General features: G+C 61.8%; 16 protein-coding genes. 13 read left to right on the forward strand and 3 right to left on the reverse strand.

Features of this window, described 5'->3' with window-relative positions:
* The 8 genes from NKI79_RS24910 to bglA all read left to right on the forward strand — a co-directional run bounded on the left by NKI79_RS24910 (position 1) and on the right by bglA (position 13,879).
* Positions 1-783, forward strand: a complete 783-nt coding sequence (locus tag NKI79_RS24910) for an ATP-binding cassette domain-containing protein (protein WP_254819893.1) — start codon at positions 1-3, stop codon at positions 781-783.
* Between the two features lie 175 nt (positions 784-958).
* Complete coding sequence (locus NKI79_RS24915) at positions 959-3,427, forward strand: glycogen/starch/alpha-glucan phosphorylase (RefSeq protein ID WP_352738804.1); 2,469 nt, start codon at positions 959-961, stop codon at positions 3,425-3,427.
* Between the two features lie 146 nt (positions 3,428-3,573).
* Positions 3,574-5,790, forward strand: coding sequence for a 1,4-alpha-glucan branching protein GlgB (gene glgB / locus NKI79_RS24920; protein WP_352805295.1), 2,217 nt, complete (start codon positions 3,574-3,576; stop codon positions 5,788-5,790).
* Positions 5,791-5,825: 35 nt separating this feature from the next.
* Positions 5,826-7,091, forward strand: coding sequence for a glucose-1-phosphate adenylyltransferase (glgC, locus tag NKI79_RS24925; RefSeq protein WP_352805298.1), 1,266 nt, complete (start codon positions 5,826-5,828; stop codon positions 7,089-7,091).
* A 3-nt stretch (positions 7,092-7,094) separates the two neighbouring features.
* Positions 7,095-8,540 (forward strand): glycogen synthase GlgA, encoded by a 1,446-nt coding sequence (gene glgA / locus NKI79_RS24930; protein ID WP_254819897.1) that lies wholly within the window; start codon positions 7,095-7,097, stop codon positions 8,538-8,540.
* A gap of 3 nt (positions 8,541-8,543) precedes the next feature.
* Positions 8,544-10,172, forward strand: a complete 1,629-nt coding sequence (locus tag NKI79_RS24935) for an alpha-D-glucose phosphate-specific phosphoglucomutase (RefSeq protein WP_352805300.1) — start codon at positions 8,544-8,546, stop codon at positions 10,170-10,172.
* Positions 10,173-10,254: 82 nt separating this feature from the next.
* Positions 10,255-12,261 carry a glycogen debranching protein GlgX gene (glgX, locus tag NKI79_RS24940; RefSeq protein ID WP_352805301.1) on the forward strand — a complete coding sequence of 669 codons (2,007 nt, stop codon included), beginning with the start codon at positions 10,255-10,257 and terminating at the stop codon, positions 12,259-12,261.
* Entirely contained in the window at positions 12,251-13,879 is a 1,629-nt protein-coding gene (bglA, locus tag NKI79_RS24945) for a beta-galactosidase BglA (protein WP_352687669.1), read from the forward strand. The genes glgX and bglA overlap by 11 nt, the downstream gene beginning before the upstream one ends.
* Positions 13,880-13,895: 16 nt before the next feature.
* On the opposite strand, the gene NKI79_RS24950 is transcribed toward bglA, so the two are convergent.
* Entirely contained in the window at positions 13,896-15,680 is a 1,785-nt protein-coding gene (locus tag NKI79_RS24950; protein WP_352805304.1) for a pilus assembly protein TadG-related protein, read from the reverse strand.
* Positions 15,681-16,160 (reverse strand): TadE/TadG family type IV pilus assembly protein, encoded by a 480-nt coding sequence (locus tag NKI79_RS24955; protein WP_352805307.1) that lies wholly within the window; start codon positions 16,158-16,160, stop codon positions 15,681-15,683.
* 383 nt (positions 16,161-16,543) lie between these two features.
* On the opposite strand from NKI79_RS24955, the gene NKI79_RS24960 reads away from it, so the two are divergent.
* From NKI79_RS24960 to NKI79_RS24975, 4 genes are all read left to right on the forward strand, one after another.
* Entirely contained in the window at positions 16,544-18,136 is a 1,593-nt protein-coding gene (locus NKI79_RS24960; protein WP_352479492.1) for a peptide ABC transporter substrate-binding protein, read from the forward strand.
* Positions 18,137-18,299: 163 nt separating this feature from the next.
* Positions 18,300-19,223: an ABC transporter permease subunit gene (locus NKI79_RS24965; protein ID WP_352479493.1), complete on the forward strand. Its 924-nt coding sequence runs from the start codon at positions 18,300-18,302 to the stop codon at positions 19,221-19,223.
* The gene (locus NKI79_RS24970) at positions 19,216-20,334 is read left to right on the forward strand and encodes an ABC transporter permease (protein WP_352805311.1); all 1,119 of its coding nucleotides are present in this window, start codon (positions 19,216-19,218) and stop codon (positions 20,332-20,334) included. The genes NKI79_RS24965 and NKI79_RS24970 overlap by 8 nt, the downstream gene beginning before the upstream one ends.
* A 3-nt stretch (positions 20,335-20,337) precedes the next feature.
* Positions 20,338-21,957 (forward strand): ABC transporter ATP-binding protein, encoded by a 1,620-nt coding sequence (locus tag NKI79_RS24975; RefSeq protein ID WP_254819906.1) that lies wholly within the window; start codon positions 20,338-20,340, stop codon positions 21,955-21,957.
* Here NKI79_RS24975 and NKI79_RS24980 read toward each other — a convergent pair.
* Positions 21,932-22,957, reverse strand: a complete 1,026-nt coding sequence (locus NKI79_RS24980; RefSeq protein ID WP_352805314.1) for a site-specific integrase — start codon at positions 22,955-22,957, stop codon at positions 21,932-21,934. The genes NKI79_RS24975 and NKI79_RS24980 overlap by 26 nt on opposite strands.
* 563 nt (positions 22,958-23,520) lie before the next feature.
* Here NKI79_RS24980 and NKI79_RS24985 point away from each other — a divergent pair.
* Positions 23,521-23,634: helix-turn-helix domain-containing protein (locus tag NKI79_RS24985; protein WP_352805328.1), on the forward strand; the 114-nt coding region annotated here is incomplete at its 3' end.

Here is a 23,634-nt window from a genome sequence, read left to right on the forward strand (position 1 = left end):
ATGACCCAGGAACCCATCCTCACAGCGCGCAGCCTGGTCAAGCGCTACGGTCGCGTCACCGCACTCGACAATGCCGATTTCGATCTCTATCCGGGCGAAATCCTTGCCGTCATCGGCGACAATGGCGCCGGCAAATCGTCGCTCATCAAGGCGATTTCCGGCGCGGTCGTGCCCGATGAAGGTGAGATCCGGCTTGAAGGCAAGCCCGTTGCGTTCAAGTCGCCGATGGAGGCCCGCGAGGCCGGCATCGAAACCGTCTATCAGAACCTGGCTCTGTCGCCGGCGCTGTCCATCGCCGACAACATGTTCCTCGGCCGGGAGATCCGCAAGCCGGGGTTCCTCGGCGAATGGCTGCGCATGCTCGATCGCCCGGCGATGGAAAAGCGCGCCCGCGACAAGCTCACGGAGCTTGGCCTGATGACCATCCAGAACATCAGCCAGGCAGTGGAAACGCTTTCCGGCGGCCAGCGTCAGGGTGTGGCGGTGGCGCGCGCCGCCGCCTTTGGCAGCCGGGTGGTGATCATGGATGAGCCGACGGCCGCACTTGGCGTCAAGGAGAGCCGCCGCGTCCTCGAACTGATCCTCGACGTGAAGAAGCGAGGCCTGCCGATCGTGCTGATTTCACACAACATGCCGCATGTCTTCGAGGTGGCCGACCGCATTCACATTCACCGGCTTGGCCGTCGCCTGTGTGTCATCGATCCCAAGCAGCATACGATGTCCGACGCCGTCGCCTTCATGACCGGCGCCAAGGTGCCGCCGGAAGCGGCGCTGGCAGCTTGAGCAAGAGCTTGAGGCCCATCGCCGAGGAACCCGAACGCGCTGTTTCCAAATGCCAAATTGCCGCAGGGCAACCCGGCTTTCGGTCGACTGAATCGATTGAACATCCGGTGGGATACACTAGCATTGGTAGAGATGGTGAAAGCCGCATGATCCTGGCAACGTCACGAGAGGCAGCATGACGCGCGCGATGACAACCGAAGCTCCTCCGCCCACGCTCGAAAACCCGGATCCCAAGACGCTCGCCGACGAAGTCTTGCAGGCCCTCAAATACAGGGTCGGCAAGGGCACCAACGTTGCAACCCAGTACGATTGGCTTACCGCCTCAATCAAGGTTGTGCGCGACCGCATCGTCGATCACTGGATGCAGGCAACCCAAGAGGCCTACGCCCAGCAGGAAAAGCGGGTCTATTACCTGTCGCTGGAATTCCTCATCGGCCGCCTGATGCGCGATGCCTTCTCCAATCTCGGCCTGATGGACAATATGCGCGAGGCGCTGTCGTCGCTTGGCGTCGACCTCGACATCATTGCAGCGCTCGAACCGGACGCTGCCCTTGGCAATGGCGGTCTTGGCCGGCTCGCCGCCTGTTTCATGGAAAGCATGGCTACCGTCGATATCCCCGCGCATGGCTACGGCATTCGCTATGCCAACGGCATGTTTCGGCAGGAGATTCATGACGGCTGGCAGGTGGAACTGCCCGAGACATGGCTCGATCACGGCAATCCCTGGGAGTTCGAACGCCGCGAGCGCTCCTTCGAGGTCGGCTTCGGCGGGTCGGTGGAATCGATCACCTCGAAGGACGGCAGGCTCGAGCGCCACGTCTGGAAGCCGACCGAACATGTTCTGGCCGTTGCTTACGATACGCCAGTGGTCGGCTGGCGGGCCAATCGCGTCAACACGCTGCGTCTGTGGTCCGGCATGCCGGTCGACCCGATCCTGCTCGACAAGTTCAACGCCGGCGATCACATCGGCGCGCTCGCCGAAAGCAACAAGGCCGATGCATTGTCGCGCGTCCTTTACCCGGCCGATTCCCACAAGGCCGGCCAGGAGCTGCGACTGAGGCAGGAGTATTTCTTCTCCACCGCCTCGCTGCAGGACATCGTCCAGCGTCATCTCAGCCAGTATGGCGACTTGCAATCGCTGCCCGACAAGGCGGCGATCCATCTCAACGACACCCATCCGGCGATCGCCGTAGCCGAGCTGATGCGCCTGTTGATGGATGTCCACGGCATGGATTTCGACCAGGCCTGGAGCATCACCAAGCGCACCTTCGGCTACACCAACCACACGCTGCTTCCCGAAGCGCTCGAAAGCTGGCCCGTGCCGCTGTTCGAGCGGCTGTTGCCGCGCCACATGCAGATCGTCTACGCCATCAACGCCGAAGTGCTGCTCGAGGCGCGCGCCTCCGACCAGTTCTCGGACGAGCAGATCAGCCGCATCTCGCTGATCCAGGAAAATGGCGATCGCCGCGTGCGCATGGGCAATCTGGCCTTTGTCGGCTCGCACTCGATCAACGGCGTCTCGGCCCTGCACACGGAATTGATGAAGGAGACGGTGTTTGCCGATCTCCACAGGCTCTACCCGGACCGCATCAACAACAAGACCAACGGGATTACGCCGCGGCGCTGGCTAATCCAGTGCAATCCCGGCCTCACGACACTCACCCGAGAGGCGATTGGCGACGGCTTCCTCGACGACATCGACGAGATAAAGCGGCTCGATCCTTTCGCCGAGGACGCCGCCTTCCGCGACAAGTTCGCCGCCGTCAAACGGGCGAACAAGACGAGGCTTGCCAATCTTGTTGCCGACCGGCTCGGCATCAAGGTGGACCCCTCGGCGCTGTTCGACATCCAGGTCAAGCGCATCCACGAATACAAGCGCCAGCTCTTGAACATTCTCGAAGCGGTCGCGCTTTACGACCAGATCCGCTCACATCCAGAGCGCGACTGGATGCCCCGCGTCAAATTCTTCGGCGGCAAGGCGGCGCCCAGCTATCACAATGCCAAGCTGATCATCAAACTTGCCAACGACGTCGCCCGTGTCATCAACCGCGACCCCGCGGTGCGCGGCTTGCTGAAAGTGGTGTTCGTGCCGAACTACAATGTCAGCCTGGCCGAGATCATGATGCCGGCCGCCGATCTTTCGGAGCAGATATCGACCGCCGGCATGGAAGCCTCCGGCACCGGCAACATGAAGTTCGCGCTGAACGGCGCGCTGACCATTGGCACGCTCGACGGCGCCAATGTGGAGATCAAGGAATGCGTCGGCGACGACAACATCTTCATCTTCGGCCTGACCACAGAGGAAGTCGCCGAGCGGCGCAACAATGGTTACGATCCGCGCGCCGTGATCGAGGGCTCGCCCGAATTGGCGCAGGCCCTGTCGGCGATTTCATCGGGCGTCTTCTCACCTGACGACCCGGACCGTTATCGGGACCTGATCAACGGTCTTTACCAGAGCGACTGGTTCATGGTCGCCGCGGATTTCGATGCCTACGCCGCAACCCAGCGCGACGTCGATGCCGTCTGGCGCAACAGCCCGGACTGGTACGCCAGAGCCATCCGCAATGTGGCCCGCGTCGGCTGGTTCTCGTCCGACCGCACGATCCGCCAATATGCGAAAGACATATGGCACGTGCCCGCCTGATATGATTGCATGAGACCACGGACAATGTGGCCCTGGTGGAGTGGATTTGACCCTCGCATCCTTTGGAGGGTCAGGCGGCATGCGAATGTCGAATTCAAAACTCCACTAGAAACATACACTTGGTACCCGGGGAGGATCACTGCCTGATGAGCAAGCCGCGCGCGACCGTTGCGACAAGCGGGCCGGACGGACTGGCGCAAACCAGCGATGTCGCGGCGATTGTCGCGGGCACGCATGGCGACCCGTTCGCGGTGCTCGGCGTGCATGAGGTGGGGAAGGGCTTTGTCGCCCGCTGCTTCGTCCCCCATGCCGAGTTCGTCACCGCCTACACGCTGACCGGCAAAAAGGCCGGCGAGCTGTCGAGACGCGACGATCGCGGCTTCTTCGAAGGCAAACTGTCGCTGCGCAAACGCCAGCCGCTGCGCTATCATGCAAGGAATTCCGGCGGTGACTGGTGGCTGACCGATCCATATTCCTTCGGCCCCGTGCTCGGTCCGCTAGACGATTACTATATCGCCGAAGGATCGCATCTCAGGCTGTTCGACAAGCTCGGCGCCCATCTCATCGACCATGAAGGTGCATCGGGCGTACATTTTGCGGTGTGGGCGCCCAATGCAAGGCGTGTCTCGGTGGTCGGCGACTTCAACGAGTGGGACGGCCGCAGGCATACCATGCGCGTCCGCCGCGACACCGGCATCTGGGAGCTATTCATTCCCGACATCGGCGCTGGCCGCCCGTATAAGTACGAAATCATCGGGCCAGATGGCGTGAGATTGCCGCTCAAAGCCGATCCGTTCGCCTTCAAGTCCGAACTGCGCCCGGCCACCGCCTCGGTGACGGCTTTGCCGCCGGCGCATGAATGGGGTGACGAGGCGCACCGGAACTACTGGCGCAATGCCGACCACAGGCGCGAAGCTGTATCGATCTACGAGCTCCATGCCGGGTCATGGCGGCTTCACGACGACGGCAGCTTTCTGTCGTGGGATGAGCTCGCCGACAGGCTGATCCCGTACGTGGTCGAGACCGGTTTTACCCACATCGAATTCATGCCGATCTCCGAACACCCTTATGACCCGTCCTGGGGCTACCAGACGACGGGTCTTTATGCGCCGAGCGCCCGCTTTGGCGATCCGGACGGTTTTGCCCGCTTCGTCGACGGCGCCCACCGTGCAGGCATCGGCGTCATCCTCGACTGGGTGCCGGCGCATTTCCCTGTTGACGAACACGGTCTGGCAAAGTTCGACGGTACCGCGCTCTACGAACATGCCGATCCGCGCAAGGGCTTCCATCCCGACTGGAACACAGCGATCTATAATTTTGGGCGCCGCGAAGTGATTTCGTTCCTGGTCAACAATGCGCTGTTCTGGGCCGAGAAATATCACGTCGACGGACTGCGCGTCGATGCGGTCGCCTCGATGCTTTATCTCGATTATTCGCGCAAGGCCGGCGAATGGATCCCCAACGAGAAGGGCGGACGCGAAAACCTCGAGGCGGTCAGCTTCCTGCAGCGCATGAACAAGGAAGTCTACGGCCACCATCCGGGCGTGATGACCATCGCCGAGGAATCGACCTCGTGGCCGAAAGTCTCGCAGCCGGTGCATGAAGGCGGGCTGGGCTTCGGCTTCAAGTGGAACATGGGCTTCATGCACGACACTCTGGAGTATTTCTCCAAGGAGCCGATCTTCCGCAAGCATCACCACAACGACATCACCTTCGGCCTGGTCTACGCCTTCAGCGAGAATTTCGTGCTACCGCTGTCCCATGACGAGGTGGTGCACGGCAAAGGCACGCTGCTCAACAAGATGGCCGGCGACGACTGGCAGAAATTCGCGACGCTGCGCGCCTATTACGCCTTCATGTGGGGTTATCCCGGCAAGAAGCTGTTGTTCATGGGCCAGGAGTTCGCGCAGCGCCGCGAGTGGAGCGAGGCGCGCGCGCTCGACTGGAACCTGCTCGATTTCCGGCTCCACCGTGGCGTCTGGCAGACAGTGCGCGACCTCAACTATCTCTACCGCTCGCGCCCGGCGCTGCATGCCCGCGACTGCGAGCCGGAGGGCTTTTCCTGGCTGATCGTCGACGACAGCGCTAACTCGGTCTTTGCCTGGCTGCGCAGCGCGCCGGGCGGCAACCCGGTCGCCGTCATTTCCAACTTCACGCCGGTGCCGCGCGACAATTATCGCGTGCCGTTGCCGCAGGCCGGAAAATGGCGCGAGGTCATCAACACCGACGCCACAGACTATGGCGGTTCCGGCAAGGGCAACAGCGGCGCGGTCGAGGCTCGAGCGGAAGCGGGAGGAGGCATTTCGGCGACGATGCTTTTGCCGCCATTGTCGACGATCATGCTCGAATTCGTCCCGGACTGAGCTATGTCTGGAGTATCTAACCTGGGAGGATAAGAATGGCTGAAATAAAACGAACCCAGCCGCTGGCACGCGACGCCATGGCTTATGTGCTGGCCGGCGGCCGTGGCAGCCGGCTCAAGGAACTGACCGACCGCCGTGCCAAGCCGGCGGTCTATTTTGGCGGCAAGACCCGCATCATCGATTTCGCGCTCTCCAATGCGCTCAATTCCGGTATCCGCCGCCTCGGCGTCGCCACCCAATACAAGGCGCATTCGCTGATCCGCCACCTGCAGCGCGGGTGGAACTTCCTGCGGCCCGAGCGCAACGAGAGCTTCGACATCCTGCCGGCCAGCCAGCGTGTGTCGGAAACGCAATGGTACGAGGGCACCGCCGACGCCGTTTACCAGAACATCGACATCATCGAGGCCTATGGGCCGGAATACATGGTCATCCTGGCCGGCGACCATGTCTACAAGATGGACTACGAAATGATGCTGCGCCAACATGTCGAGGCCGGCGCCGACGTCACCGTCGGCTGCCTCGAAGTGCCACGCATGGAAGCTACCGGCTTCGGCGTCATGCATGTCGATCCCAAGGACACCATCATCTCCTTCATCGAAAAGCCCGCCGATCCGCCGGGCATTCCCGACAAACCGGATTTTGCGCTGGCCTCGATGGGAATCTATGTGTTCAAGACCAAGTTCCTGATGGAGCAGTTGCGTCGCGACGCGGCAGAGCCCGGCTCGAGCCGCGACTTCGGCAAGGACATCATCCCCTACATCGTCGAGCACGGAAAGGCGATCGCCCATCGCTTCGCCAAATCCTGCGTGCGCTCGACCGCCGAGAACGAGGCCTATTGGCGCGACGTCGGCACGGTCGACGCCTATTGGGAGGCCAATATCGACCTGACCGACATCACGCCGGAACTCGACCTCTACGACCGCGACTGGCCGATCTGGACTTATGCCGAGTTGAAGCCGCCGGCAAAGTTCGTGCATGACGAGGATGGCCGCCGCGGGTCGGCCGTGTCGTCTCTCGTGTCGGGCGATTGCATCGTTTCGGGCGCTTCGCTGAAGCGAAGCCTGATCTTCACCGGCGCGCGCATCAATTCCTATTCGACACTGGAGGAGGTCGTCATGCTGCCCGACGTCCATGTCGGCCGCAGCGCCAGGCTGAAGCGCGTAGTCATCGATCACGGCGTCAGGATTCCGGAGGGGCTGGTGGTCGGCGAGGATCCCGTCCTCGACGCCAAGCGTTTCCGCGTTTCGGAAAAAGGCATCTGCCTGGTCACGCAGGACATGATCAACAGGCTGGGATCGTAGTGCATGCAGGTTCTGTCGGTGGCGCCCGAGATCTTTCCGCTGGTCAAGACCGGAGGGCTCGCCGACGTAACCGGCGCCTTGCCCATGGCATTGGCCGGCAAGGGCGTCACCATGCGCACGCTCGTCCCCGGCTACCCGCAGGTGATGGGCGCCTTCAAGAAAAAGAAGGCGGTTCAGCAATATCCGTTGCTGCAGGGCGGCAAGGCGTCGGTGCACGCCGTCCAGATCGCCGGCCTCGACCTGTTCGTGCTCGACGCGCCGCATCTTTTCGACCGCCCCGGCGGTCCATACGGCAACGCGACCGGCGCCGACTGGCCGGACAATTGGCGGCGGTTCGCTGCCTTGAGCCAGGTAGGCGGCGACATCGCCGGGGGCTCCATCTCGGGCTACCTGCCCGATATCGTCCATGCCCATGACTGGCAGTCGGCAATGACGCTCGCCTACATGCGCTACGGCAAGGCGGTCGGCACGCCGTCGATGATCACCGTGCACAACCTCGCCTTCCAAGGCCAGTTCGGCGCCAGCATCTTTGGCGAGCTTGGCCTGCCGGCGGCGGCGATGGCGCTCGACGGCGTCGAATATTACGGCGGCGTCGGCTTCCTCAAGGCCGGCCTGCAGGCCGCCTGGGCAATCACCACGGTCAGCCCGACCTATGCGCAGGAAATCCGTTTGCCCGAATTCGGCATGGGCCTCGACGGCCTGATCAATATGCGCTCCGTCGATCTCCATGGCATCGTCAATGGCATCGATACCGAGATATGGAACCCGGAAACCGACAAGCATCTGGTCTCCAACTACACGGCAAAGACGCTTAAGGCGCGAATGCCCAATAAGGCCGCGGTCGAGGACCGGTTCAGCCTCGATCGCGATGACAGCCCGATCGTCTGCGTCGTCAGCCGGCTGACCTGGCAAAAGGGCATGGACATATTGGCTGCTGCCGTCGACGGCATCGTCGCGGCAGGTGCACGGCTGGCAATCCTTGGGTCTGGCGACGCTGGGCTGGAAGGCGCGTTGCTTGCCGCGGCAGCCCGCCATCGTGGCCGCATCGGCGTCGTCGTCGGCTATGACGAGGGGCTCTCCCACACCATGCAGGGCGGCTGCGATGCCATCATCATCCCGTCGCGCTTCGAACCTTGCGGGCTGACGCAGCTTTACGGCCTGCGCTATGGCTGCGTGCCGGTCGTCGCGCGCACCGGCGGCCTTGCCGACACGGTCATCGATGCCAACGAAGCCGCCATCTCTGCCGGCGTGGCGACCGGCTTCCAATTCGCGCCCGCCAATGCCGGCGCCTTGCTGCACGCCGTCCGCCGCCTTGTCGAGGCGCATGCCAATCCCGCGGTGTGGACGTCGATGCAGCGGCAAGGGATGAAGGCCGACGTTTCGTGGGACAAAAGCGCCGAAAAATATGTTCAACTCTATCGCTTGCTGCTTTCGAAAAGGGCTGCCTGACTGATGATCCGCACCGTCGCCACCAAACCCTATCCCGACCAGAAACCCGGCACCTCCGGGCTGCGCAAGAAAGTCCCGGTGTTCCAGCAGGAGCACTATGCCGAGAACTTCATCCAGTCGATCTTCGACGCGCTGGATGGATTCGATGGTAAAACCCTGGTGATCGGCGGCGACGGCCGCTTTTATAACCGCGAGGTCATCCAGAAGGCCATCGCCATGGCCGCGGCAAACGGCTTCGGTAAGGTGATGGTCGGGCAGGGCGGCATCTTGTCGACGCCGGCCGCTTCGAATGTAATCCGCAAATACAAGACCTTCGGCGGCATCATCCTGTCGGCCAGCCACAATCCGGGTGGCCCACATGAGGATTTCGGGATCAAGTACAATGCCGGCAACGGCGGCCCGGCGCCGGAAAAGCTGACCGACGCAATCTTCGAAAAAACCAGGGCGATTTCAAGCTTCAAGATCGCCGATATCGGGCCGGTCGACATCGACACGATCGGCACGGTCAAGGCGGCTGACATGACCGTCGAAATCATCGATCCGGTTGCCGACTATGCCGATCTGATGGAAAGCCTGTTCGATTTCGAGGCCTTGCGGGCGCTGTTCAAATCGGGTTTCCGCATGCGCTTCGATGCCATGCATGCGGTGACCGGCCCCTACGCCAAGGAGATCCTCGAAAACCGGCTCGGCGCGCCGAATGGCACCGCCCGCAATTTCATTCCGCTGCCGGATTTCGGCGGCCACCATCCCGATCCCAATCTGGTGCATGCAAAACACCTCTACGACGAGATGATGAGCCCGAATGCGCCCGACTTTGGCGCTGCCTCTGATGGCGATGGCGACCGCAACCTGATCATCGGCAAGGGCATTTTCATCACCCCGTCGGATTCGCTGGCGATGCTCGCCGCCAACGCCCATCTGGCGCCGGGCTACAAGGCCGGGCTGAAAGGCATAGCCCGTTCGATGCCGACCAGCGGTGCTGCCGACCGCGTCGCCGAAAAGCTCGGCATCGGCATCTATGAAACGCCGACCGGCTGGAAGTTTTTCGGCAATCTGCTCGATGCCGGCATGGCGACGATCTGCGGCGAGGAGAGTGCGGGGACCGGCTCCAACCATGTACGCGAAAAGGACGGCCTGTGGGCCGTGCTTTTGTGGCTCAACATCCTTGCCGTGCGCGGCGAAAGCGCCAAGCAGATCGTTACCCAGCATTGGGCAGCCTACGGCCGTAACTACTATTCGCGGCACGATTACGAGGAGGTCGAGACCGACCGTGCCAATGCGCTCGTCGACGAACTGCGCGCCAAGCTCGGCTCGCTGCCTGGCACCAGCGTGCGCGGCATGACGATCGCCAGCGCCGATGATTTCGCCTATCACGATCCGGTCGACGGCTCGGTCAGCAAGAACCAGGGCATCAGGGTGTTGTTCGAAGGTGGCTCACGCGTCGTCTTCCGCCTGTCCGGCACCGGCACCTCGGGCGCGACACTGCGGCTTTATGTCGAGCGCTACGAGCCGGACAACAGCCGCCACAATCTGGAGACCCAGGAGGCACTTGCCGACCTGATTGCGGCGGCCGACGACATCGCCGGGATTCGCAGCCATACCGGCCGCGCCAAGCCGAGCGTGATTACGTGACTTTGGTTGACAGCCGGCCGTCTGAGTTCGGCCTGCGTTGCGAGGCTCCCCCTTCTCCCACAAGGGGAGAAGGAGACGCCGTATGAGCCAACTCGGCGCAACAATCACCCAAGAAGGCATCCGCTTCGCCGCATGGTCCTCGTCGGCTCGGCGCATCTGGGTCTCGATCTTCGACCAGCGCGGCAACCGCGAAATCGACCGGCTGCAACTCCAGTCGGAAGGCGAGGGCGTGCACGCGCTTTTTGTTGCCGGTCTCGGCGCCGGCACCCGATACGGGTTCCGCGCCGATGGCGACTACGCGCCGGAGCAGGGCCTTTGGTTCGATCCCGACAAGATGCTGGCCGATCCCTACGCCGTCGAGATCGACAGGCCTTATGCCTATGACGGCCGGCTGGCCGCGCGGCGGGGCGAGGGGGTCGATACCGCGCCGCTGATGCCGAAGGCGATTGCCGGCGCCTTGCCGAAGCCGCTGCCTGCCTTGCCGCCGCTGTTTCGGCCCGGCGGCCTAATCTACGAAGTGCCGGTACGCGCCTTCACAAAGCTGCATAAGGACATCCCCGAGAAACAGCGCGGCACCATTGCAGCTCTCGCTCACCCCCTTGTTGTAGAGCATCTGCAAAAACTCGGTGTTGCAGCCGTTGAGTTGATGCCAGTGACGGCATCGATCGACGAACGGCATTTGCCGCCGCTCGGGCTGCGCAACGCCTGGGGCTATAATCCCGTGACCTTCATGGCGCTCGATCCGCGACTGGCGCCCGGCGGTCTGGCCGAGTTGCGCGGAACGGTCGCCGCGCTGCGGGAGGCCGGCATCGGCACCATTCTCGACCTGGTGTTCAATCACACCGGCGAAAGCGACCGGCTCGGCCCGACATTGTCGCTGCGCGGCCTAGACAGCCGCGCCTACTACCGGCACGAGGCCGACGGCGCTCTGGTCAATGACACCGGAACCGGCAATACGGTGGCCTGCGACCATCCGGTCGTCCGGGACATGGTCCTCGATACGCTTCGCCACTTTGTCCAGCGCGCCGGCGTCGACGGTTTCCGCTTCGACCTGGCGCCGATCCTCGGCCGCGGCGACGGCGTTTTCGACGCCGATGCGCCGCTGCTGAACGCCATTCGCAACGACCCTGTTCTTGGCGACCGGGTGCTGATCGCCGAGCCTTGGGACATCGGACCGGATGGCTATCAGCTCGGCAATTTTCCGCCGCCCTTCCTAGAATGGAACGACAGATACCGTGACGATGTCCGCCGCTTCTGGCGCGGTGACGGCGGCATGATCGGTGCGCTGGCGACGCGACTTGCCGGTTCGTCCGACGTCTTTTCCAAAGCAGGCCAGACAACGAGCCGAAGCCTCAATTTCATCGCTGCGCATGACGGCATGACGCTGGCCGATATCGTTGCCTACGAGCACAAGCACAACGAGGCCAACGGCGAACAGAACCGGGATGGTCACGATGACAACCTGTCCTGGAACAATGGCGTCGAGGGTCAGACCGACGACCAGTCAATCGTTACGGCCCGTTTCGATGACCAGTGCGCGCTGCTGGCGACGCTCTTTGCCTCGCGCGGCACGATCATGCTGACGGCCGGAGACGAGTTCGGCCGCACGCAGCGCGGCAACAACAACGCCTACGCGCAGGACAATGACATTACCTGGCTCGACTGGTCCGGGCGCAACCGGGCGCTGGAGCGGTACACGGCTCTGCTCGCCAAGATGCGTCGTGCCGCGCCAGCGCTTTCGGACACCAACTTCCTGACCGGAGAGCTGCCAGCCGGCTCGCAAATACCTGACGTGGCCTGGCTGACGGAAACCGGCGTGCCGCTCGATGAAGCAGCCTGGCACGACCCTAGGCGACATCGGCTGGTCATGGTGCTCGGTGGCAATGAGGACGGTCGCCTTGCGGTGGTCATCAATGGCGACCGCCGAGCCTGCGTGTTCACGCTGCCGGAACGGGCGGGTTTTCATTGGCGCCCAGCCATCGAAACGGATACTGGCGACATCTCACGGCCGGTGCCTGGGCGAACGGTCATGTTCATCATCGAAAGCAGGACAGCGCGGGCGGGCGCAGGGGGAAGCCATGATGGCTGACAATGCCGAATGGTGGCGCGGCTGCGTCATCTACCAGATCTACCCGCGCTCCTTCCAGGACACGACAGGCGACGGCAGCGGCGATCTCAGCGGCATCACCTCGAGGCTGGCCCATGTCGCATCGCTCGGTGTCGACGCGGTCTGGCTGTCGCCTTTCTTCAAGTCACCAATGGCCGATATGGGTTACGACGTTTCGGATTACTGCGCCGTCGATCCGATGTTCGGCACATCAGAGGACTTCGACGCGCTGGTTGCCGAGGCACACCGGTTGGGCCTGAAGGTGATCATCGACCAGGTCCTGTCGCACTCATCGGATCGGCACGAATGGTTCGTCGAAAGCCGCACGAGCCGCGACAACCCCAAGGCCGACTGGTACGTCTGGGCCGATGCGAAGCCCGACGGCACCGCCCCCAATAATTGGCTGTCGCTCTTCGGCGGACCCGCCTGGGAGTGGGATGCGACGCGCAGGCAATATTACCTGCACAATTTCCTCGCCTCGCAGCCGGACCTGAATTTCCACAACCCGCAGGTGCAGGACGCCTTGCTGGAAACGGTGCGGTTCTGGCTCGAGCGCGGCGTCGACGGTTTCCGGCTGGATACGGTCAACTATTACGTCCACGACCGCTGGCTGCGCAGCAACCCGCCTTTGGCGGAAAGCGTCGCCGGCTCCAATACGGCAACCAGCCCCTATCTCTATCAGGAGCATCTGTTCGACAAGAGCCAGCCGGAAAACCTTACTTTTCTCAAGCGCTTCCGGGCCTTGCTTGACGAGTATGAAGGCCGCGTCGCTGTCGGCGAGATTGGCGACGAAACTCGTTCCTTGCAGACACTCGCCGCCTATACCGGCGGTGGCGACAAGCTCCAAATGTCCTACACGTTCGATCTGCTCGGCCCGCAATTCTCGGCGTCGCATGTGCGTGGCTGTGTCGAGGCCTTCGAGAGTAAGGTGTTCGACGGCTGGGTTTGCTGGGCGTTCTCCAACCACGATGTCGTGCGCCACGTCAGTCGATGGACAAGGCCGGGCGGCGATCCGGACAGGGTGGCGAAATTCTCGATCGTGCTGCTTTCCTGCTTGCGCGGATCGATCTGCCTTTACCAGGGCGAAGAACTCGGGCTGGAGGAGGCCGAACTGGCGTTCGAGGATTTGCGCGATCCCTTCGGCATCCGCTTCTGGCCGGCAATCAAGGGGCGGGACGGGTGCCGAACGCCGATGGTCTGGGAGGCTGTCGCCGACAATGCCGGCTTTTCAACCGGCAAGCCGTGGCTTCCGGTCCCGGCAAGCCATCGCGCCCGGGCGGTCGACGTCCAGAATGGCGAGCAAACCTCCGTCCTGGCGAGCTACCGGGCGATGCTGGCCTTGCGCAAGCAGCATCCGGCGCTGGTTCGAGGCTCGATCCGATTCCTCGATGCCGAAGGCGACGTCCTTGCTTTCATTCGCGAAGGCGGTGACGAAAAGCTGCTGTGTGTCTTCAATTTCGCCGACGAGCCGGCCGGCTGGCAATTGCCACCGGATCTGGAAGCGATTGAGCCGAGAGATCTTGGCGGTGCTGCCGGCGTCTTGCAGGAAAGAACTCTGTCGCTGCCGCCGCTGGGCTGCTTCTTCGGCCAGATCGGCTGAGCTCTATTTCATCATCTCATTGAACAAGCACGGAGCGCCCGCAAGTCGCGCCGACAACCCGCACATCGGCCTCGCCGACATGCACGCCGACCGCCGCAAGCACGTTGTAGACCAGTGCGTCGACCGGCGCCGTCACGCCGTTCAGAACCGTTAGCACCGCCGGCTTAACCGTTCCGAGCAGGGCCGTCACGTCCAGTCCGAGGCCCAGTGCATTGACGGAGAGCGAGAGGCCGCTGACCAGCGATGTCGTGAGCGATTGCGTCAGGTTTTTTGTGGCCGCAGTTTTTATCGTCTTGTTGGCGATATCGGTGCTGTCGAAGGTCAATGTGGTCGGATCGTTGTTGGTGATGGCAAGTGATGAAGAACCCTTCACATCGAGCAGATTGAGGGTAAGCAACAGAAGCTTCACGCTTACCTGGGCAATCGTGGCATCGGAGAACGATTGCGGATTGCTGAAATCGGCGAAGGCCGATGGATTGTTGTCGGCGTCGCTGGCGGCTAGGTGCAACGAGGCCACGCCAGGCTGCGCGGCGATCGACACCTTGATGCTATCCGGCCGGCCAGTCGGGCAGCTGATGTCAGTCAGCTTGGCTTCCGCATAGGCGACTTCGACATGCAGAGGCAGATTGACGGACAGCAGACTGATGCCGCCGCCGAGATTGGAATTGCCGATGCCGACTGTGGTGACCAGTTTGATTCGTGTCTGCGCGGTGCGCACCACGGTGCCTTTTTCACCTACGGCCAGCCAGGGTGAATATTGCAACGGTTCACCGATGGCGATGGCGAGCGTAGTGGAGGTAAGTCCCGGAATAGTGGCGCCGAGATCGAGCTGGACCTGGTTTGAGCCATTGGCCAGCGAGGCGGCGGCACCCAGCATGCCCATCGCGCTTGCGTCGACGGAAAAGCCGGGAGACTTTTGTCCGAGGCCGAGCTTACCGATCGGGCCAAGATCGATAAGATGACTGAGGGGTATCTTGACCGTGTTCGTGGCCCTTGACGCGATCGTCTGCAGCACAAGTTTGCTGGCGCTGCCCGACCCGGACGCATTGGCCATGGCGGTCGCGATCTGGCCTACCGTCGCTTTTGACGCCAGCACGTCGGCATAGCTGACACCTGTCAGTTGCAACTGTACGGCAAGGGCATCGACGAACGAAAGCACGTTGACGTCGGCCGAGATCAGCGCGTTGTAGTCCATGACGCTGAGCGAGATGTTGCCGCCCAGCAACTTGCTTAGAAGCGCGTTAAGGATGCCGCCATTGACGCTGAGGAGCCTTGACCCGACCGAGAACATCGCTTGCGGGGTCACGCTGGCAATGGCTTCGGTGCCGATAACCGGAGTAGGGATGAGCGAACTGGCGAAATACCGGGCGGGGATTTTGTGCAGAGTGACGCGAACGGCGTTGTACGGCGTTTTACCGGCTTCGAAGCGCTTGTCGACACCAACGGAGGAAGCCGCTGAGTATCGACCGCCGGTGACGGACACGACGGTTTTCCCGGCCGTGGGGACGATTGTCTGACCTGGCTTTTGAACAATGATGCCGGGCATTCGGTTGTCACTGAGCGTGGTTACTGCCGCGGCTTCCATATTGTTGATGTTCGACGCCGCGGTGATCGCCGCCAGATCCGTCATCGCCTGGGCTTCCCTGCGCTCCGTGTAGATCGAACCTTCGTCGACGGCGAAGGCCGCAAGCCCCAGGGCGAATGGCGCTATCAGCGCCGTCATGACGGCAAAGTTCGCCTTCTCGTCGCCAACCAGCGAGCGAGCGATCCGCCCGATGCCCCTCAGCAAGAACTGCGACATTCAAATGCCTCCAATCCTTATGGTCGACCTGCGTGAGATCGTGGTTTGCGGCATCGCAAGGCTTGGTAACAGGTTCCAGATCGGCAGGTTGCTCGCATCGTACTGGATCGACACGACGAACTGATTTCCATCGGCCGTGCTGTCCGTCGCCTGATATGTCAGCTTGCCGGAATCGACGAACGGGTATCCACTGGCATTGTTTTTGACGAAACTCGCCACCAGCGCCTGGCGCTCGGTTTGGTTCAATCCGGCAATCGCAGTGCGGGCGGCATCGGCGGCGATCTGCTGTAAGGAGTTGCTTGCACCAAAATAGATACCATATGCAACCATTCCGAGCAGGAGCAGGATGAAGACCGGTGAAAGCAGGGCAAATTCGATCGCGGAAGTTCCGGACTCATCTCCAACTTTGCGTAGATTTGTCCTTATTCGACACGTGTTTTTTGCCGCTAATGAGACAGCTTTACTGTCTGTCTTATCCATTGCCCTTGTCCACGGAACTTAAGAGAGATGTGCCGAACCCGTCCAAATATGTAACCCGTGGTTGACTAAGAACCAATTAAGACATTCCCGCAAACTGAAATGATCCGCCAGATTATCTCCCACGGACGGGCGTTTTCTGGGCGATGAAACGCAGCCAAGCCCATGGTTCGATCATTGATTGGCCGTTCGCAAGGCGACTATCCCGGCGCCTTACTTTGGGTGACCCCGAGAGACTGTTGAAATAAAAAATCTCCACGTTACTGTTTGGCCACCAGCTGCCGGAAAGGGAACCGGCTGCGCGCTCGAAAGGAACCAGCCAATCGGTTTCGGGGCGTCAACGCTTAGAGACGTGGCTGAAGGGCGACGTCATTAGGGAGAACTCCATGTTGAAACATGTGCTGAAGGCGACGGTACTCGCCACGACCATGGCCTTGGCCGCCGGTACGTTCTATACGCCGGCTTTCGCCGAGACCGTCTACAACCGCGGAGCCGCCGCCGAAGCGGAAACGCTCGATCCACACAAGACCTCGACGGTCTACGAAGCCGATATCATACGCGACCTGTTCCAGGGCCTCGTCATGCATGACCAGAAGACGAACCTCATTCCGGGTGCCGCCGAAAGCTGGACGGTCTCCGACGACGGCACTGTTTACACTTTCAAGCTGCGCAAGGACGGCCTCTGGTCGGATGGCAGCCCGGTGACGGCGGACGACTTCGTTTATTCGTTCCGTCGGCTGGAAGATCCGGCCACCGCTGCCGAATACGCTTCCATGCTCTATCCCGTGAAGGGTGCCGAGGAAGTCAACACCAAGAAGGGCAAGCCGGAGGATATGGGCGTCAAGGCGATTGACGCAAATACTCTCGAAGTCACGCTCAAGGCGCCAACGCCTTACTTCCTGGAGATGCTGACCCATCAGGCGACCTATCCGGTTAACAAGGCGTCCATCGAAAAGCTTGGCGCCGACTGGATCAAGGCAGGCAAGCTGGTCTCCAACGGGGCCTTTACAGCGGCGGAGTGGATTCCCAATGACCATCTGAAGCTGGTCAAGAATCCGAAATTCTGGGATGCCGCGAGCGTCAAGTTCGACGTGGTCAACTACATCCCGACCGAGGATCGCTCGTCTGCGATGAAGCGCTTCGAGGCCGGCGAACTCGACAGTTACGGTGACCTGCCGACCGAACAGCTCGCCGATCTCAAGGCCAAATTCGGCGACCAGGTCCGCGTCGGGCCATATCTCGGCATCTACTATTATGCGATCAAGACCGACAAGGCGCCGTGGGACAATGTCGAACTGCGCAACGCCATCTCTATGGCGATCGATCGCGACTTCCTGGCCGAGAAAGTCTGGCAGAATTCGATGCTGCCCGGCTATTCGATGGTACCTCCGGGCATCGAAGGCTACACGCCGGCACTGGCAAAATACGCCGACATGCCGCAGATCGACCGCGAAGATGAAGCCAAGAAAATCCTGGAGAAGCTCGGCTATACGCCCGAGCATCCGCTGAAGATGCAGATCCGCTACAACACTTCGGAGAACCACAAGAACACCGCTGTCGCCATCCAGGAACAGCTGAAGCCGCTCGGCGTCGAGGTCACGCTGCTCAACACCGACACCAAGACCCACTACTCCTTCCTCGAGCAGAAGGGTGATTATGACGTGGCGCGTGCCGCCTGGATCGCCGACTACAAGGATCCGGAAACCTTTCTCGGCATCTCTCGCAAGGCCAGCGGCAACAACTATTCGGTTTACAACAGTCCGAAATTCGAGGCAGCCATGGACGAGGCGGCCGCCGCAGGCGGCAAGCCCGAAGAGCGTATGAAGAAACTCGCCGAAGCCGAGCGCATCCTCGTCGACGACGTCGGCGAGATCCCGCTTCTCTACTACAGCTACCACGATATCGTTTCCTCGAAGCTGCATGGCTTCGACGACAATGTGATGGACATCCATCCGTCCCGCTTCATCAGCAAGGACTGATCCCTTAGCTGGGCCGCCGCGCAACTCAATGCGCGGCGGCGCTGGTTTGCTATCGCATCGGCCCGGGAACCGGAATCGATTTTCGGCAATGTCGGTGCGAAGATTTGAAGGCTAGAGCGCAACCGTCCAGCTGGACGCGCGCTCTGGATCAAGCGGGGCACCGATGCTGCGTTACGTATTCCGGCGGCTTCTGACCGCCATTCCGACGCTGTTCGTCATCGTGACCATAGCGTTCTTCCTGATACGTGTCGCGCCGGGCGGCCCGTTCAACCAGGAGCGGGGTCTGAGCCCCGAGATCAGGGCCAATCTCGAAGCCCAGTTCGGCCTCAATGATCCGCTCTGGCTGCAGTACGTCCACTATCTGGGCAATCTTCTGCGCGGCAATTTCGGTCCCAGCTACAATATGCCGGATTTTACCGTCGGCGAGTTGTTCAGGGAGGGCCTGCCGATCTCGATCCAACTCGGCGCTTCGGCACTCGTTCTGGCGCTGCTGCTCGGCAGCGTGCTCGGCACTGTTGCGGCGCTCAACCAGAACAAGCTTGCCGACTATTCGGTGATCGCGCTGGCGACCGCCGGCAGCACCATTCCGACCTTCGTCATCGCCCCCGTAATCCAGCTTGTATTCGGATTGACCTGGAAGCTGCTGCCGATCGGTGGCTGGGGCGATGGAGCCCTTATCAACAAGGTCGGCCCGGTACTGACGCTCGCTCTGCCGCAGATCGCCATCGTTGCCCGCCTGATGCGCGGCTCGATGATCGAATCGCTGCACTCGCATCACATCCGTACCGCGCGCGCTCTCGGCCTGTCCGACTGGTCAGTCGTCGTCAAGCATGCGCTGCGCGGCGCCATCCTGCCGATCGTCTCCTTTACCGGTCCGGCAGCTGCAGCCCTTCTCACCGGCTCGATCATCGTCGAGACCATCTTCTCTATACCGGGCATCGGCCGCCATTTTGTCGTTGCAGCGCTCAACCGCGACTACACTCTGGTTATGGGGACGGTGGTGGTCATCGCGCTCTTCACCATTGTCTTCAACCTGATCGTCGACGTCCTCTATGGGGTCGTCGACCCGAGGGTGCGCTATGACTGATATCGCAGTTGCCGCACCGGTCGTCGGCCGGTCCCTGTGGGGTGACGCCTGGGCGCGCCTCAAGGCCAATCGCGCGGCCATGTTCAGTCTGTATTATCTTGCCTTCATCACCGTCATCAGTGTGTTTGGGCCCTATTTCGTGCCGCACCAGTATACCACCATCTATGCCGACTATGTGCGCACGCCGCCGAGCTTCTCCGCCTATCCGCAGGCCGACATGATCGAAGGCGCTCTCGATGAGGCGATCAGGCGTATGCGCGTCGACATCAAGGATTGGCGGCAGGAGGGCAGCCGTGTGTTCGTTACCGTCAGATCGTCCAAGCCGATCGACGACCGCAACATTCGCTACCTTGATCGTTCCGATACCTTCGATGACACAAAGATCGAGAGCAAATCGCCGGATGGTCTCGAAATGGTGATGAGTGCCTCGATCAAGCAGCAATATTTCCTGTTCGGCACCGACAACACCGGCCGCGATCTGCTGTCGCGAACGCTGATGGCCGGGCGCGTATCGCTGGCCATCGGATTGCTTGCCGGCATTGTGGCCGTGGTCATCGGCGTGCTCTACGGCGCCACCGCAGGCCTTGCCGGCGGCAGGGTCGACGAGGTGATGATGCGTGTCGTCGATGTGCTCTATTCTTTGCCGTTCATCTTCTTCGTCATCATGCTGGTTGTGTTTTTCGGCAGGAACTTCGTGCTGATGTTCCTGGCCGTCGGCGCGGTGCTGTGGCTCGACATGGCGCGCATCGTGCGCGGACAGGCGCTGTCGATCCGCCGGCAGGAATATGTCCAGGCGGCGGAGGCGATGGGCGTCGGACAGCGTGGCGTTTTGCTGCGCCACGTCATCCCCAATTTGCTCGGGCCGGTGGTGATCTACATGACGCTGCTGGTGCCGCAGGTCATCATCCTGGAAAGCTTCCTGTCGTTCCTCGGGCTCGGCGTCCAGGAGCCGATGACAAGCTGGGGCGTGCTGATCTCGGTTGGCGCCCAGAACATCGGCTCGGCCAACTGGCTGCTTTTGTTCCCGGCATTCTTTCTCGTCTCGACGTTGTTCGCGTTGAATTTCGTCGGCGACGGCCTGCGCGACGCGCTCGACCCGAAGGATCGTTGAGAGATGGCTGCTTCCGAAACCATCCTCAGCGTCAAGGACCTTCGGGTCCGCTTCCGCACCCTCGACGGTGTGGTGGAGGCGGTGAAGGGCATCAATATCCACGTCAAATCAGGCGAGACCGTCGCCGTCGTCGGCGAATCCGGTTCCGGCAAGAGCCAGACGATGATGGCGGCGATGAGCCTGCTCGCCTCGAACGGCGAGGCCACCGGCACAGTCGATTATCGCGGCCGCAATCTTTTGACCTTGAGCAAGCCCGAGCTCAACAAGATCCGCGGCCGCAAGATCAGCATGATCTTCCAGGAGCCGATGACGTCGCTAGACCCGCTCTATTCGATCGGCAACCAGTTGATCGAGCCGATCCGCAAGCATCGCGGACTTGGCGCCGCCGCGGCGCGCGAGGAGGCGCTCAAGCTACTGCGGCTGGTCCATATTCCCGATCCGGAGCGGCGGATGAAATCTTATCCGCACGAGTTGTCGGGCGGTCAGCGCCAGCGCGTCATGATCGCCATGGCGCTGGCCAACGACCCCGACATACTGATCGCCGATGAGCCGACCACCGCCCTCGACGTCACCATCCAGGCGCAGATCCTCATGCTGCTCGCCGAATTGCAGCGCAAGCTCGGCATGGCGATCGTCTTCATCACCCACGATCTCGGCATCGTCAGGCGCTTTGCCGATCGGGTCTATGTGATGCGCTATGGCGAAGTGGTCGAGGAGGGCGAGGCGGAAGCGATCTTCGCCAACCCGCAGCACGCCTACACCAAGATGCTGCTTGCCGCCGAACCGACCGGCACCAAGGCGCCGCCGCCGCCGAATGCCCCTGTCCTGCTTGAAGGCAGGAACGTCGAGGTGACCTTCAAGATCGGCGGCGGATTTCTTGGCGGCGAGCCGCTGCTGCTGCGCGCCGTCGATCGCATTTCGATACGGCTGAAGCGCAACCAGACGATCGGCATCGTCGGCGAATCCGGCTCGGGAAAATCGACGCTCGGCCGCGCCTTGCTGCGGCTCCTGCCCAGCGACGGCATCATCCGGCTTGGCGACCGCGACATTTCCCACGCCGACCGCCAGGCGATGCGGCCGCTGCGGCGCGAATTACAGCTGGTCTTCCAGGATCCATTCGGCTCGCTGTCGCCACGCATGACCGTCGGCCAGATAATCACCGAAGGGCTTCTGGTCCACGAGCCCAATCTGTCGGGCAGGCAGCGCGATCTCCGCGCGGTCGACGCCTTGCTCGAAGTAGGGCTCGACCCGAACACGCGTAACCGCTATCCGCATGAATTCTCCGGCGGTCAGCGGCAGCGCATCGCCATTGCGCGCGCCATGATACTCAAGCCTAAAGTGGTGGTGCTGGACGAGCCGACCTCGGCGCTGGACCGCTCCGTGCAGAAGCAGATCGTCGAATTGCTACGCAAGCTGCAGGCTGACCACGAGCTGTCCTATCTGTTCATCAGCCACGATCTCGCCGTCGTGCGCGCCATGGCCGACTACATTATCGTCATGAAACAGGGCAAGATCGTCGAGGAGGGACCGGCCGAGGCGATCTTCAGCAATCCGCAGGCAACCTACACACAGACACTGATGGCCGCGGCCATCGATGTCACGCGATTTCGTCTGAGTGCATAGCCTTGCTGGCGATCCGCCACATGTCGACGTCGCACAGTACAGGCCACATGGCGCGGGTGTAGCGAAGCACATTCGGGGTGACATCGTCGCCGAGCCCGGCTTCCACGCGGCAGGTGCGGAACGCCCTCCCGATGCGCTTTGTCGGTTCGCCCAGGCTGTCATGGACGACCGGCCCGCAGTCGCAATCGATGCGCTTCCAGCGGCGCATATGGGCGATCAGCCGGGACGGCAGTTGCGCCGGCGGACGCCATTTCTTGCTTTTTTTCGCGCGCTGATCTTTGCAATAGAGCACGCCGCGGCCAAGGTCTGGCCAAGCTCCTGCGGCCTCGCCATCCCAATTGAGTTCCAGGATTGAACGATGTCGGCAGCCCGTGTAGAGCCCCACAATGATGAACCGGCAGAGATGAGCGTACTGACCATGCTTCCGGCGCAGCCGCAATGCCGCGCGCAGCAGTCCCGCTGCTTCCTCGCGCGTCAGCGAGCGCTCGCGCGCTGCTGGTTTGTCTGGCAAGGTGACGGACGGCTTCGGATCGAGACCGTATTCCTTGGCCCAAAAGTTGATCGCCGAGCGGAGGTCCTCAAGATCGCGACGCGGGCCTGATGTAAAGTTCTTGTCTTGCCACGCCGGGAGTAACGCACGGCGGGTCTCCATCGCGGCGGCGTTGAGCTTGGCGATTCGTTCACGCTCAACCCGATTGCACTCGCGCGAACGGTGCTCGACGTAGGCGCGGCAGCGATCTTTATTAATGCTGGCGACCGGTTCGGGGCCGAAGAATTCGTTCAGAAAACGCATCCTGGCGAGAAATTCCTTGCGACCGGCAATCTTGGCCTGGCGTGCTTCGGTGTAGGCGGCGAGGATGTCACCGACAGTCAGGCGGCGGGCAATGGCCCTGGAGATCGGGGGCTGATATTTGCCGGCGGCGGCAGGCCCGAGTTGAGGGGGCAGCATACCTGCGGCGCTAGACACTGCCCCCATGCGGGCATGATGATGGGTCGTCACGATGGTCCCCTTTTTCGCTACGAACTTGTTCGTCCTGCGGACGGGGATCATTTAGAAGAGGCAACAAGACCGGCTTTGCAACAAGCAAAATGGGCGATAGTGCCGTGAGATGCAAAGACTTGCGAAATGCGGCGCAGAATAGCACCGGCTTGGCTTTCCCGCCGGACGACGAGTCTTGGTGAATTCCCCGAGGTAGCTGACAGCCGCATCAAAATGCTGGCTCGGGCTATCCCATGTTCCGGCTGCAACTGAGATATAAGTCTCACGCCGACCTTGACGGGACGACTTGGCATTTCGAAGCGGGGGAGGTTTCCGGTGCCTTGGAAATCCGCTTTTTTCGGTGACGAACATGCCGCGATCCGATGCCACTGCGGGCACCGCGTAGCCCCTCGGCCGAACCTCTTTTTGTCGAATGTACAGGCACAACTTGCAAGAGCCCTTACGAGCCCTGAGCCATCCCTCCCGGGATGGACCGGAGTGGACATGTGAGCGGCCCGAGACATAGGTGACGATTTGTACCGGACACATAGGTAACACTTTTCGGTTTTTGCCGGGAGGTGTTGATGCCGTGGAGAGAGTGTTCGGTGATGGAGGAACGTCTTCGCTTTGTGGCTCGCCTGCTCGACGGAGAAGGCATGAGCGCGGTGTGCCGGGAGTTCGGGATCTCGCGCAAGACC

The sequence above is a fragment of the Mesorhizobium sp. M0340 genome (assembly GCF_040321535.1).
Taxonomy (GTDB): domain Bacteria; phylum Pseudomonadota; class Alphaproteobacteria; order Rhizobiales; family Rhizobiaceae; genus Mesorhizobium.